This is a genomic window from Nocardia sp. NPDC003269, from assembly GCF_042888005.1.
Lineage (GTDB): Bacteria > Actinomycetota > Actinomycetes > Mycobacteriales > Mycobacteriaceae > Nocardia.
Map to the genome: position 1 here is coordinate 381,942 of NZ_JBIAPA010000002.1, position 13,549 is coordinate 395,490.

Genomic DNA, 13,549 nt, shown 5'->3' on the forward strand with positions numbered 1-13,549 from the left:
TGGGGGAGTGCTGGCGTGTCGTACTGGTCTGTTGCAATAGCCGACGTGGTGCGATCGGATAGCTCGGTGCGACTCGTGCGCCGGACGACGCGGGCGCCCCGGCCGCGAGCCTGGGGCGCCGCTGTTCGCGCGCTGTTCGCCGAGCAGGCCCAGCCCGCGCCACCGCGGCCGGGCTGGCGGCCGTGGCAGGTTCTCGGCGGGCCGGGCACCGGCAAGACCGCGCTGCTGGTCGACCTGGTGACGGCGCGGATCACCGACGGTGCCGACCCCTCGTCGGTGCTGGTCCTCACCCACACCAAGCAGGCCGCCGCCGCGCTGCGCGACGCGATCACCGTCCAGCTCGGGCCGCACGCGGGCGGCGTCCCCGGCGCCAGCCGGGAACCGATGGTGCGCACCCTGCACTCCTACGCGTTCTCGGTCCTGCGCCGCCACGCCGACCTGCACGGCAATCCGCCGCCGCGGCTGCTCACCGGCGCCGAGCAGGACGCCGTCCTGCGCGAGATGCTGCGCGGCGACCTCGCCGACATCGAGGCGGGCGCGCGCGGCCTGTGGCCGCCCCGGCTGCACCCCGCCCTGGCACTGGGTGGTTTCGCCGAGCAACTGCGCGACCTCATGCTGCGGGCCACCGAACGCGGGCTCGGCCCCGAGGACCTGATGGCCCTGGGCCGCGAGCACGACAACGACGCCTGGGTGGCGGCGGGCCGGTTCTTCCAGCGCTACGAAGAGGCGTCGATGCTGCGCTGGTCGGTCGGCGTCGCGGCGCCGGAGGCGACCGCGCCCGCGCTCGACGCCGCCGAGCTGGTCGGCGCTGCCCTCGACGCGCTGGCCGGTGACCGGAATCTGCTCGCCGCCGAACGCGATCGGATCCGCTACCTGCTCGTCGACGACGCCCAGCACCTCGACCCGCAGGCCGCGACCCTGGTGCGCGCCATCGGCAGCGGCAGCGCGAGCACAGTCGTCACCGGCGACCCGGACCAGGCCGTGTTCACCTTCCGCGGCGCGGACTCCCGGTTCCTCGTCGACCTCGACACGGTGCCGCAGCGGCGAATCATCCTGCGGCACAACCATCGCAGCGGCGACCCCATCCGCCTGGCCACCGCGCGGATCGCGGCGCGACTACCCGGTAGTGCGCGTCATCGCGTGCTGCCAGGACAGCACGCCGATCCGCCGATGTCGGCCGATCACGCGTCCCGGCCATCGACGTCCGGCGACGCGGGGCCGGATCGGTCCGGCCACTCCGGCGGTGGGTCGACGGCGGCCTCGACACCGGGGCAGGCCGACGAGATGCCCGACCACGAGGTCGAGTCGAGCGTGCGGGTCCGGGTGTTGTCGACCGCGGCCAAGGAGGCGGCGCTCATCGCCGATCACCTGCGCCGGGCGCATCTGACCGACGGGATCCCGTGGTCGTCGATGGCGGTGATCGTGCGCTCGGTCCCGCTGTCGCTGGCACCGCTGCGGCGGGCACTGCTGGCGGCGGGCGTGCCGGTGCGCAGACCCGCCGTGGCCGAACCGCTCGCCCGCAGGCGGGGTGCGGCGTGGATGGTGCTTGCCCTGCGAGTGCTGCTGGCGGGCGACTCGTCGCGCCCGGGCTCGCGGCGCGCGATCGATGCCATGTTCTCGCCCGAGGACGCCATGGACCTGCTGTCCGGCCCGCTCGGCGGCGCCGACCAGATCGCCCTGCGCCGACTGCGCCGTGGCGTCCGCCGCACGGTTCTCGACCTGGAACGCACCGGTGCGCTGGCCGCCGCCGACCCGTACGCCGACGCGGGCCAGTTCCTGCTGTGGGACGAGACACCGCCGCCCCCACCGGAACTGCCCGAGCCGGAGCCGGATCCGATCGACGGCGAATGGCTGCCGCCGGAGCCCGATCCGGAGGACCCGCTGCGCCCGGAACCCGAACCGGACTGGGACATCGCCGAACGCCTGCCCGACGACATCGACCTGCTCGACGCCGAAACCCCGCCCGCCGCACCGCCGGTCGCCGTCGGTCCGCCACGGCCGGAACCCGAACCACCGGCGGTGCCGCTGATCGACCAGTCCTCGGCGGAGGTCCTGCGCGACCTGATCGTCGGCATCGGCGAGGAGCGGCTGCTCGACGGGCTCACCGAGGTGGAGGCGGCGCCGCTGCAGCGGGTGCTGCGCGCGATCCGCAAGGCGCGCGAGACCCAGGCCAGGGGCCAGGGTGTCGAGGACGTGCTGTGGACCCTGTGGACCAGTTCCCGGCTGGAGCGCCGCTGGTTCCGGCAGTCCCGGCGCGGCGGCGCGGCGGGCATGCAGGCTGATCGCGACCTCGACGCCGCCGTCGAATTGTTCGACGCCGCGGCGGGATACGTCGACCGGCTGCCCAAGGCGAGCATCGATGGTTTCGTCGAATACCTGCTGCACCAGCAGATTCCGCAGCAGGGCAGGCCGCTGACCGCCGAGGGCGAGGCGGTGTCGCTGCTCAGCGCGCACGCGGCGGCGGGCCGGGAATGGGACGTGGTGGCGGTGGCCGCGGTGCAGGAGGGCATCTGGCCCAACCCGCGCGCCAGGGGCACCCTGCTGCACACCGAGGACCTCGTCGACCTGGTCGCCGGTGTCGACCTCGGCGCGACGACGAGCCGGGCCGCGCCGATCCTGGCCGAGGAACGCAGGCTGCTGCTCGTCGCGTGCAGCAGGGCCAGGCGGTCACTGCTGGTCACCGCCGTCGAATCCGCTGCGGGCGACCAGGATCTGGTGCCGTCGCGCTTCCTCACCGAACTGCTCGGCGACGACGACACCGGCGAACCCGGCGCGCTGCCGGTCGCCGATCCCGGTCGCGCGCTGGTGATGCACGCCCTGGTCGCCGAATTGCGCGGCGTGGTCTGCGATCTCACCACCGCGCCCGACCGGCGGGATCGGGCCGCCCACCAGCTGGCCCGGCTCGCCGACGCGGGCGTCCCCGGCACCGACCCCGGCGACTGGTACGGCACCGCCGAGCTCAGCTCGGACCGGGAACTGTGGGACGACGACGATTCCCCCATCGGGCTGTCCCCGTCGACGGTCGAGCTGCTGCGCACCTGCCCGCTGCGCTGGGCGCTGGAGCGCCACGGCGGCACCGACGGCGACAATCCGCACGCGGTCAAGGGCAATCTCGTGCACACGCTGGTGCAGGCGCTGGCCGGTGACGTGCCGGAGGCGCAGGTCCGCGCGGCGCTGGACCAGGCGTGGCGGACGGTCGACCCGGCCACCGGCTGGCATTCCCGGCAGGAGCTGCGCCGCACCGAGGCGATGCTGGAGACCTTCCTGTCCTGGGTCAGGACCACGCGCGGCGAACTCACCCAGGCGGGTGTGGAGGTGCCGGTGGACTGTGTGCTGCCCGCGCGGGCGGACGACGAACGCGCCGTGCGGATCCGCGGCCGCATCGACCGCCTGGAGCGGGACGCGCAGGGGCGCTTCGTGATCGTCGATGTGAAGACCGGCAAGACCCCGGTCAGCGCGAAATCCGTGGCCGACCACGCCCAGCTGGCGACCTACCAGGTGGCCGCCGCGCACGGCGCGCTCGACGAGGCGGAATCCGCGGCGCCCGCCGACCCCGGTGGCGCCCGGCTGGTCTATGTCGCCAAGCCGCACACCAAGACCGGCGCCACCGAACGCGCCCAGACCGCCCTGGACGCCGAGGGACTGGACACCTGGCGCGAGACGATCCACGACGCGGCGGCCGCCACGCGCGGGCCCGGTTACCTGGCCGTGCGCAACGACGGATGCAGGCACTGTCCGGTCGCGGGCAGCTGCCCGGTGCAGGACACCGGACGGCAGGTGACCGACGAGTGAGCGGCGTGCGCGTCACCCCGCAGCGGTTGGCCGACGCGCTCGGGCTGCCGCCACCGACCGCCGAGCAGGCGGCGGTCATCGCCGCGCCGCCCGGGCCGACCCTGGTGGTGGCCGGCGCGGGCGCGGGCAAGACCGAGACGATGGCCGCGCGGGTGGTGTGGATGGTGGCCAACCAGCTGGTCGCCCCGGACGAGGTGCTCGGCCTCACCTTCACCCGCAAGGCCGCCCAGCAGCTGACCTCCCGCATCCGCACCCGGCTGGCCCGGCTGGCCGGTGCGCCGCTGGTCCGCGAGATCGACCCGACCGGGGCGCTGCGCACCCTGATCTCCGGCGCCGAACCGGAGATCAGCACCTACCACTCGTACGCGGGCAGGCTGCTCACCGCGCACGGCCTGCTGCTGCCGGTCGAGCCGTCGGCGGCGCTGCTCACCCAGACCCAGCTGTGGCAGCTCGCGCACGAGGTGGTGCGGTCCTGGGACGGCGACCTCGACACCGATCGCACGCCGGTCTCGGTGACCGAGGCCGTGCTGGCGCTGGCCGGGCAGCTCGCCGAGCACCTCGTGGAGCCGGAGCAGCTCGCCGAGGCGCACGCCGAGCTGGAGAAACTGGTGTACACCTTGCCCGCCGGTCCGCGTCAGCGGGGCGGGCCGAGCAAGACGTTGACCGCCGTCGTCGACGCGCAACGGGAGCGCGTCGCGCTGCTGCCGCTGGTCCGGCAGCTCGCCGAGGCGCTGAACCGCCGTGGCGCCCTCGATTTCGGCTCGCAGATGTCGCTGGCCGCGCAACTGGCCGTCGACCATCCGGAGGTGGCCGCCGCCGAACGCGCCCGGTTCAAGCTGGTCCTGCTCGACGAGTACCAGGACACCGGGCACGCGCAGCGGGTGCTGCTGTCGGCGCTGTTCGGCGACGCCGACGCGGTCCGCCAGGATCGGCCGCGGCCGGTGCGGGTCCGGGGCGGCGCGCCGACAGCACCGGCACAGGAACCGGAGATGCTGTGGGACCCAGACCATCTCGGTCGCGCAGGCGACGACCCCGGCGACCCTGCGGGTCACCTGCTCGAAGCCGACAGCGATGTCGGCCGGGGTGCGGCGGATCGCGTGAATGCCGGTGCAGCGGGCCGTCGACAGGACAGCGATCCCGGCGGGCGCGCCGATCGTGGCGCTGACAGCGGGTCGGCCGACGTTCGGGCGACGAGCGAAACCGGCTCGGGTGGAAGAGCTCTCGCCGTCACCGCCGTCGGTGACCCGATGCAGTCGATCTACGGCTGGCGCGGAGCCTCGGCCGCCAACCTCCCGCGCTTCGCGACCGACTTCCCCGCGGCGCCCGGTGTGCCCGCGCCGATCCTGCCGCTGCTGACCAGCTGGCGGAACCCGCCGGAAGCCCTCGCCCTGGCGAATCTGGTCGCCGATCCGCTGCGGCTGCGGGCCAAGGCCGCGGGTGGCGCGACCGTCGACGCGCTGCGGGCCAAGCCCGAGGCACAGCCGGGAACAGTGGAGCTGGCCCTCACCGAAACCGTGGCGCAGGAACGGGACTGGATCGCCGAGCGCATCGCCGGGGAATGGTCGGCGGCCAGGGCGGCCGACCAGCCGCCCCCCACCTCGGCGGTGCTGATCCGGCGCAACGCCGACGCGGCGCCGCTCGCCGAGGCCCTGCGCGAGCAGGGCCTGCCGGTCGAGATCGTCGGCCTCGGTGGGCTGCTCGCGACGCCGGAGGTCGCCGACATCGTCGCCACCCTGCGGCTGATCGCCGAGCCGGGCACCGGCAGCGCCGCCGTCCGCGTGCTCACCGGCGCGCGCTGGCGGCTCGGCGTCGCCGATCTCGCCGCCCTGGCCCGGCGCGCGCGGATGCTGTCGATCGGCAGCCTGTCCGGCGACGCGTCCGCCGCCATCACCGACGCGGCCGGGCTGGCGAGCGCGTTGCGCGAGGTCGCGCCGGAGCCCACCGAGCAGGCGGGCCTGGCCGACGCCATCGCCGATCCCGGTGCGCCCGACCAGTATTCGGAGGCCGGATTCACCCGCATCCGCGCGCTCGGCGAGGAGCTGACCGCGCTGCGCGAGCGCAGCGGACAGCCGCTGGTCGAGCTGGTCGCCGATGTCGAACGCACCATCGGTGTCGGCGTGGAGACCCAGGCCAGGCGGGCCATCGCCGGCGGCGGCGCGGGCCGCGAGCACCTCGACGCGTTCGCCGAGGTGGTGGCCGGGTACGCGGCCGACACGCGCGCCTCACTGAGCGGGCTGCTGGCGTTCTTCACCGCGGCCGAATCCGTCGAGAACGGTCTGGAACCGGGCGAGGTGGAGGTCGCGCGCGATCGCGTGCAGGTGCTCACCGTGCACGCGGCCAAGGGCCTGGAGTGGGAGGTCGTCGCGGTGCCGCACGTGAGCGCGTCGGTGTTCCCGTCGACGACCGCGCTGAGCACCTGGCTCGGCGCGCTCACCGAACTGCCCACCACCCTGCGCGGCGACCGCGCCCAGCCCGACGCCTCCGAGGGCGTGCCGGTCCTGGACCTGAGCCGGGTCGGCGACCGCGCCGAACTCGAACGCGCCCTCGTCGATCACAAGGACGCGCTCAAGAGCCGCCGCCTCGACGAGGAACGCCGCCTGTTCTACGTGGCCCTCACCAGAACCGAACGGGTGCTGCTGGTTTCGGCCTACTACTGGCCCGAGACCGGCACCGCGCCGAAGGGTCCGTCGGATTTCCTGCTCGAACTGAAACAGGCGAACGAGGACCAGGACAGCGCGGCCTTCGGCGTCGCGACCATCGCCCGCTGGGACGAGCAGCCGCCGCCCGACGCCGTCAACCCGTTCGCCGACAACCCGCCCACCGCCCCCTGGCCGCGCGACCCGCTCGGCGGCCGCCGCGACCCGATCGAACAGGGCGCGGCCCTGGTGCGCACCGCGCTGGAGCGATTGCGCTCCCGCCCGGCCGATCCCGCGCCGACCGACGACGAGGACGACCCGGAGGGCTGGGCCACCGACGTCGACGCCCTGCTCGCCGAATTCACCGCGGCCGAACTCGCCGACCAGCAGGTGGAACTGCCCGGCCAGCTGCCCGCCACCGCGCTGGTGGAACTGCGCGCCGATCCGACCCGGCTGGCGGCCCGGCTGCGCCGCCCCCTGCCGTACCCACCGAACCCGATGGCCCGGCGCGGCACCGCCTTCCACGCCTGGGTGCAGTCCTGGTTCGGCACCGAACAGCTGCTCGGCCTCGATGAACTGCCCGGTGCCGCCGACAGCGGCACCGAGCAGGGCCGGGCCGATCGTGAACTCGCCGCCATGCAGGCCGCGTTCCGCCGCTCCCCGTGGGCGCATCGCAACCCGATCGACGTCGAGGTGCCGTTCGAGACCAGCATCGCGGGCACCGTCATCCGCGGCCGGATGGACGCCGTCTTCGCCGAACCCGGTGACCGCTGGGTAGTGGTCGACTGGAAGACCGGCGCCGAGCCCGGCCCCGCCGACGAAGCCGCCGTGGCGGTGCAGCTGGCCGTCTACCGGCTCGCCTGGGCGCGGCTGATGGCCGCGCGTACCGGCGCCGACGAGGCCCGGATGCTCGAACGGGTCGGCGCGGCATTCCATTACGTCCGGTCGGGACGCACCATCGCGCCCACCGACCTGGCCGGTCCGCGCGAACTGGAACAGCTCCTGCGCGACGCGGCTCCGGTCCCGGATGTCGAATGAGCCCGCGACGCGCGCACGCAGTAGGCTCCCGGTTTGTGCCGGAGCCGGTGGACTCGGTGCCGGGCCGAGCGAAAGGAGGGGGCGATGCTAGGGGACACACGTGGCCCGGTCGGGCTCAGCAGCAGCCCGGACTACGCGCTGGTCGGTCTCTTGCGGATCCCCGCGGTGCAGACCAGTCCGTGGGTTTCGCTCACCCGCCGCGTCCTGTTCGCGATCGCGCTGCTGTTCGCCGCGGCGACCGTGGTGTACATCGGCCGTGACGGCTACCGCGACAACTCCGGCGACGAGCTGTCGTTCCTGGACGCGATGTACTACGCGACCGTCTCGCTCTCGACCACCGGTTACGGCGACATCGCGCCGATCACTCCCTCGGCCCGGCTGATCAACACGATCGTCATCACGCCACTGCGCGTCCTGTTCCTGATCGTGCTGGTCGGCACCACCCTCAGCGTGCTCACCGAACGGTCGCGGCAGGCGTTCAAGATTCAGCGATGGAGGCACACCGTGCGCAATCACACCGTCGTCGTCGGCTACGGCACCAAGGGGCGCACCGCGATCGACGCCATGCTGGCCGACGGCGTGCAGCAGGCCGACATCGTCGTCGTCGACACCGACGCGGTCGCGCTGGAAGCGGCGGCGAGCGCGGGCCTGGTCACCGTGCACGGTTCGGCGACCAAGTCCGATGTGCTGCGGCTGACCGGCGTGCAGCGGGCCTCCTCGGTCATCGTCGCCACCAACCGGGACGACACCGCCACCCTGGTGACGCTCACCGCCCGCGAACTGAACAAGACCGCCAAGATCGTGGTCGCCATCCGCGAAGCGGAGAACACCCACCTGGTGCGCCAGTCCGGCGCCGACTCGGTCGTGGTGTCCTCGGAGACCGCGGGCCGGTTGCTCGGCATCGCCACCACCACGCCCACCGTCGTGGAGATGATGGAGGATCTGCTCACGCCCGAGCAGGGCTTCGCCGTCGCCGAACGCGAGGTCGAACCGGGTGAGATCGGTGGCTCGCCGCGGCATCTGAGCGACATCGTGCTCGGCGTGGTGCGCGACGGGAACCTGATCCGGGTGGGCGAACCCGAGGTCGACGCGCTCGAGGCCGCCGACAAGCTGCTCTACATCCGGCACACCGGCAAGTGATCCGGGACTCGTCGACCGGCTAGGCTCGGTCGTGTGTCGTTCCGGTTGAAAGACGTTCCGCTGCTGTCGCGTTCCACGATCGATCGAGCCGAGCACGTCCGGCTCGATCCCGACGCCCTGCGCGAGGGCTGGGGCAAGGCCAAGGTCCTGCGCGTCGACGCGCGCGGCCGGGTGCGGGTGGAGAACGCGGGCGTCGTGCTGGACGCGGCCGTCACGATCGCCGCGGAGCCGGGGGCTGGCGCGGTGTTCCTCGGCGTCGCCGAGGACAGTCACCTGTGGGCCGTGCGCGAGCCCGAGCTCGACGGGACGCTGAAGGATCTGCGCGCGCTCGGCGCCGTCGACGACTTCACCGCCGACCTGCTGGCCACCGCCTACGCGCTGCTCAACTGGCACGACCGGGCCGGGTTCCACGGCAGCGACGGCACCTCGACCACCTCGTCGCGAGGGGGCTGGTCCCGGCTGACCGCCAGCGGCGAGGAGGAGTTCCCCCGGATCGACCCCGCCATCATCTGCCTGGTGCACGACGGCGCCGACCGGGTGCTGCTGGCCCGGCAGCACAGCTGGCCCGAGACCATGTTCTCGCTGCTGGCCGGTTTCGTGGAGGCGGGCGAGTCGCTCGAGCACTGCGTCGAGCGGGAGATCCGCGAGGAAGTGGGCGTCGACGTGCGCGAGGTCACCTACCTCGGCAGTCAGCCGTGGCCGTTCCCGCGCTCGCTGATGGTCGGCTTCGCCGCCGTCGGCGATCCGGAGCAGGAGCTGGTGTTCTCCGACGGCGAGATCGCCGAGGCGCACTGGTTCACCCGCGACGAGGTGCGCGCGGCGTTGCGGGCGGGCGACTGGGCGGCGGCCCGCGAGCAGGGCGCTCGGCTACTGGTGCCCGGGTCCATCTCGATCGCTCGCACGATCATCGAATCCTGGGCCGAGCAGCCGGCGCGCTGAGCTCAGGCCAGCGCGGCGAGAGCCTGCTTGACCTGCGACAGCGACGGGTTGGTCGCCGTCGAACCGTCGCGGAACTTGATGGTCGGCACGACGTGGTTGCCGTTGTTCACGCTGCCGACGAATTCGGCCGAAGCGGGGTCGTCCTCGATGTCGATCACGGTGTAGGTGATGCCCGCCTCGTCGAGCTGGGTCTTGAGGCGACGGCAGTAGCCGCACCAGGTGGTCGAGTACATCGTCAGATCAGTGGTTGCTTCAGTCACGGGATGTGCAACGTCGGAGGTGGGCGTGGTGTTCCTGGCCCGGTTGCACGACAAATAGTAAGCGCGCATACTTTGTTCATGATTCTCGCCGAGGCTTCCGCCGAGACCGTTGCCGCGCCCGCCACGCTGTTCGCCATCTGGGGCGAGATGGAGAGCTGGCCCGAATGGAACGCCGACACCGCCTGGGTCCGCCTCGACGGCCCGTTCGCGCAGGGTGCGACGGGCAAGCTCAAGCCCAAGGGCGGCCCGGCTGTGCGGTTCGAGGTCGCCAAGCTCACCGCGACCGAGTTCGACGACGTCTCGCGCCTGCTCGGGGCGAGGCTGACCTTCGCGCATACCGTCACCCCGGTCGCCGACGGCCGGGTGTCGGTCGGCGTGCGGGTGGAGCTGACCGGGCCGCTGCGGCCGCTGTGGAACCTGATCATCGGCGCCGACATCGCGAAGTCGGTCCGGCCCGACCTGGCCGCGCTGATCGCGCGCGCCGAGGCCAGGGACGCCGCGACCGTGGACCGCGCGTGAGCGAGGGCCTGCGCACCGAATTCGGCGACGCGCAGGACAGCCCCGGCCTGCTGCTGTGGCAGGTGACCAACCGCTGGCAGGCGGCGCAGCGGGCCGCCCTGGCGCCGTTCGACCTCACCCACGTGCAGTTCGTGCTGCTCGCCTCGCTGACCTACCTCGGGCACCGCGGCGCGGAACCGGTGATGCAGCGTGAGCTGGCCGAACACGCCGCCACCGACCCGATGATGACCTCGCAGGTGCTGCGCGCGCTGGAACAGAAGGGCCTGCTCGAGCGGCGTGCGCACCCGCACGACCGCAGGGCCAGGGCCCTGGTGGCCACCGCCGACGGCGTCGCGCTGGCGAACCGGGCCGTCGTGGCCGTCGAGGTGTGCGACCGGACCTTCTTCGGGCCGCTGGGCGCCGGTGTCGGCGGCTTCGCCCGCGCGCTGCGCTCGCTGCGCGACGGCGCGCCGTAAGCCCAGGTCGGCGGCCGTCGGGCCCGGTTGTCGGCGGGCGCTGTCATGATGGTGCCCGTGCCAGCACTCGATCTCACCGCCCTCGACCCGGAACAGGCCGCCGCGGTGCGGGCGCCACGGGGTCCGGTGTGCGTGCTAGCCGGTGCGGGCACCGGCAAGACCAGGACGATCACCCACCGCATCGCGCACCTGATCGCGGGCGGGCACGTCAAGGCCGACCAGGTGCTGGCGGTGACCTTCACCGCCAGGGCGGCGGGGGAGATGCGCAACCGGCTGCGCTCGATGGGGCTCGGTGGCGAGGCGGGGCAGGTCCAGGCCCGCACCTTCCACGCCGCGGCGCTGCGGCAGCTGCGGTACTTCTGGCCGCAGGTCGTCGGTGACGTGCCGTGGCGACTGCTCGACAGCAAGTTCCCGGTGGTGTCGCAGGCCGCGCACCGGGCTGGCCTCGGCACCTCGACCGAACTGATCCGCGACCTGCTCAGCGAGATCGAATGGGCCAAGGCGTCACTGATCGCGCCGGAGGACTATCCCGCCGCCGCGGCCAGGCACCACCGGGACGCACCGGTCGAGGTGACCAGGGTGGCCCAGGTCTACGCGGGCTACGAATCGATGAAGACCTCCGCCGACGGCCTGCTGCTCGACTTCGACGACCTGCTGCTGCACACCGCTGCCGCGCTCGAGGACTATCCGGCCGTCGCCGACGAATTCCGTGGCCGCTACCGCAGTTTCGTGGTCGACGAATACCAGGACGTCACCCCGCTACAGCAGCGGGTGCTCGACGCCTGGCTCGGCGAACGCGACGACCTCACCGTCGTCGGCGACGCCAACCAGACCATCTACTCCTTCACCGGCGCCACCCCGAACTACCTGCTCGACTTCTCCCGCCGCTTCCCCGACGCCACCGTCATCCGGCTCGAACGCGACTACCGCTCCACCCCGCAGGTGGTGTCGCTGGCCAACCGGGTGATCGGCGCCGCGCGCGGCCGGATCGCCGGGACCAGGCTCGCGCTGATCGGCCAGCGGCCCGACGGCCCCGAACCCGAGTTCGCCGAATACCCCGACGTGCCCGCCGAAGCGGCGGCCGTGGCGGGCCGGATCAAGAAGCTGATCGCCGCGGGCACCCCCGCCGCCGAGATCGCCGTGCTGTACCGGATCAACGCCCAGTCCGAACCGTTCGAGCAGGCACTCAACGCCCGCGATATCCCCTTCCAGGTGCGCGGCGGCGAGGGCTTCTTCCAGCGGCAGGAGGTGCGCCAGGCGGTGCAGGCGCTGCGCCAGGCCGACGCGCGCGACGACCTGCCCGACGAATCGCGCAGCGGCGCCGAGCTGATCACGCTGGTGCGCGCCGTGCTGGCCCCGGTGGGGCTCACCGCCGAGGAACCGGCGGGCGCCCAGGCCAAGGAACGCTGGTCCTCGCTGCTGGCGCTAGTGCAGCTCACCGAGGAACTGGTCGGCCACGACGAGGAGATCGACCTCACCGGGCTGCTGCGCGAGCTCGCGACCAGGGCCGAGGCCAAGCACCCGCCGACCGTCGACGGCGTCACCCTGGCCTCGTTGCACGCGGCCAAGGGCCTGGAGTGGGACGCGGTGTTCCTGGTCGGCGTCGCCGACGGCACGCTGCCGATCCAGCACGTCCTCGGCGACGACGGCAGCCCGTCCGATCAGGCGGCGCTGGAAGAGGAGCGCAGGCTGCTCTACGTCGGTGTCACCCGGGCGCGCGAACATCTCGCCGTGTCCTGGGCGCTGGCGCGCACCGAGGGCGGCAGGCGGGTGCGCAGGCGCTCGCGGTTCCTCAACGGCCTGGTCCCCGACGACTCGCCCGCCTCCCGGATCGCCGCCACCGCGACCGGTCCGAAGGACACCGACGGCAAGCGCCCGCTGTGCCGGGTCTGCGCGAAACCGCTGATCGGCACCTACGCCACCATGCTCGGCCGGTGCCGTCGCTGCCCGGCCGAACTCGACCCACAGCTGCTGGACGCACTGAAGGAGTGGCGGGCGGAGAAGGCCGAGGTCCTGCGGGTGCGCGACTTCGTCGTCTTCACCGACACGACGCTCACCGCGATCGCCGAGCAGCTGCCCGCCGACGACGCGGCGCTGGGCGCGATCGCGGGCATCGGCCCGAAGAAGATCGAGCAGTACGGCGCGGACGTGCTCGCCATCGTCGCGTCCCGAATGCGGGCCACGACACAAAACCGCAGGTAGAAAATAGGTTGTTCGGTTCTCGATCATTGCCTATGGTGGAGAACACGCACCGAGAGTGATCTCGGCGCGGGTTTCTATCAGCACACGAGTTCAGGAGGGAGGCAGTCAGATGAACAGCAACACCACGTTCGACGCGATGGGCAATCGCGTCCTGGTGAACGCATCCATGGTGTCCGCCTCCCGGGGGGTCCTCGCTCTGCAGGGGACCGGTCTGTCCGGCGTCGATACCAAAGCTGTGCCGATGGCTCTCGTCCATCTGCACACCCCGATTCGTCTCCAGGACAAGCCCAGCGTGGGTTGGCAGCCGACGGCCATCGAGGCCCCGGCAGCCCCGGCCGTCGATTTCGGTTACGCACCCGAATTCGCCGGCGCAATCCGCCTCCGTGTCCACCCAGCGACCGTGATCAGGTCTCGGCAGAGATGTCGAACTAGGTAGGGAAACTCCTCCCAGACCTCCTGGCCACGGATCGCGAGAAGCGAAATCCGTGGCCATTTTCTTTCGGCTCCTCAGCCGTTGGCACCGGGTTCGCACACCGAACGAACAACCGCTGCAAACGAGCTGAAGGAG

The 13,549-nt window shown here is 72.7% G+C and carries 9 protein-coding genes; 8 read left to right on the plus strand and 1 reads right to left on the minus strand.

Features of this window, described 5'->3' with window-relative positions:
• Positions 1-48: 48 nt before the first annotated feature.
• The 4 genes from ACFYWJ_RS12475 (at position 49) to nudC (ending at position 9,545) form a co-directional block, all read left to right on the plus strand.
• A complete protein-coding gene (locus ACFYWJ_RS12475; protein WP_387164756.1) occupies positions 49-3,792 on the plus strand; it encodes an ATP-dependent helicase in 3,744 nt (1,247 codons plus the stop codon).
• The gene (locus ACFYWJ_RS12480; protein ID WP_355280750.1) at positions 3,723-7,466 is read left to right on the plus strand and encodes a UvrD-helicase domain-containing protein; all 3,744 of its coding nucleotides are present in this window, start codon (positions 3,723-3,725) and stop codon (positions 7,464-7,466) included. The genes ACFYWJ_RS12475 and ACFYWJ_RS12480 overlap by 70 nt, the downstream gene beginning before the upstream one ends.
• Positions 7,467-7,550: 84 nt before the next feature.
• Positions 7,551-8,606 carry a potassium channel family protein gene (locus ACFYWJ_RS12485; protein ID WP_355280752.1) on the plus strand — a complete coding sequence of 352 codons (1,056 nt, stop codon included), beginning with the start codon at positions 7,551-7,553 and terminating at the stop codon, positions 8,604-8,606.
• Between the two features lie 33 nt (positions 8,607-8,639).
• Positions 8,640-9,545: an NAD(+) diphosphatase gene (nudC, locus tag ACFYWJ_RS12490; protein WP_355280754.1), complete on the plus strand. Its 906-nt coding sequence runs from the start codon at positions 8,640-8,642 to the stop codon at positions 9,543-9,545.
• A 2-nt stretch (positions 9,546-9,547) separates the two neighbouring features.
• Here nudC and ACFYWJ_RS12495 read toward each other — a convergent pair whose 3' ends face one another.
• On the minus strand, positions 9,548-9,778 hold the full coding sequence (locus ACFYWJ_RS12495; protein ID WP_189027531.1) for a mycoredoxin: 231 nt from the start codon (positions 9,776-9,778) through the stop codon (positions 9,548-9,550).
• A 105-nt stretch (positions 9,779-9,883) separates the two neighbouring features.
• On the opposite strand from ACFYWJ_RS12495, the gene ACFYWJ_RS12500 reads away from it, so the two are divergent.
• The 4 genes from ACFYWJ_RS12500 (at position 9,884) to ACFYWJ_RS12515 (ending at position 13,417) form a co-directional block, all read left to right on the plus strand.
• The gene (locus tag ACFYWJ_RS12500) at positions 9,884-10,324 is read left to right on the plus strand and encodes an SRPBCC family protein (protein WP_355280756.1); all 441 of its coding nucleotides are present in this window, start codon (positions 9,884-9,886) and stop codon (positions 10,322-10,324) included.
• On the plus strand, positions 10,321-10,779 hold the full coding sequence (locus tag ACFYWJ_RS12505) for a MarR family transcriptional regulator (protein ID WP_355280758.1): 459 nt from the start codon (positions 10,321-10,323) through the stop codon (positions 10,777-10,779). The genes ACFYWJ_RS12500 and ACFYWJ_RS12505 overlap by 4 nt, the downstream gene beginning before the upstream one ends.
• A 45-nt stretch (positions 10,780-10,824) precedes the next feature.
• On the plus strand, positions 10,825-12,981 hold the full coding sequence (locus ACFYWJ_RS12510; RefSeq protein WP_355280760.1) for an ATP-dependent DNA helicase UvrD2: 2,157 nt from the start codon (positions 10,825-10,827) through the stop codon (positions 12,979-12,981).
• A 109-nt stretch (positions 12,982-13,090) separates the two neighbouring features.
• Complete coding sequence (locus ACFYWJ_RS12515) at positions 13,091-13,417, plus strand: hypothetical protein (RefSeq protein WP_355280761.1); 327 nt, start codon at positions 13,091-13,093, stop codon at positions 13,415-13,417.
• The last annotated feature ends 132 nt before the right edge of the window (positions 13,418-13,549 follow it).

Coding starts and splice junctions, on each gene's coding strand:
- ACFYWJ_RS12480 (WP_355280750.1), top strand. CDS start 3,723: ATGCAGGCACTGTCCGGTCGCGGGCAGCTGCCCGGTGCAGGACACCGG.
- ACFYWJ_RS12510 (WP_355280760.1), top strand. CDS start 10,825: ATGATGGTGCCCGTGCCAGCACTCGATCTCACCGCCCTCGACCCGGAA.
- ACFYWJ_RS12500 (WP_355280756.1), top strand. CDS start 9,884: ATGATTCTCGCCGAGGCTTCCGCCGAGACCGTTGCCGCGCCCGCCACG.
- ACFYWJ_RS12495 (WP_189027531.1), bottom strand. CDS start 9,778: ATGTACTCGACCACCTGGTGCGGCTACTGCCGTCGCCTCAAGACCCAG.
- ACFYWJ_RS12485 (WP_355280752.1), top strand. CDS start 7,551: ATGCTAGGGGACACACGTGGCCCGGTCGGGCTCAGCAGCAGCCCGGAC.
- ACFYWJ_RS12515 (WP_355280761.1), top strand. CDS start 13,091: ATGAACAGCAACACCACGTTCGACGCGATGGGCAATCGCGTCCTGGTG.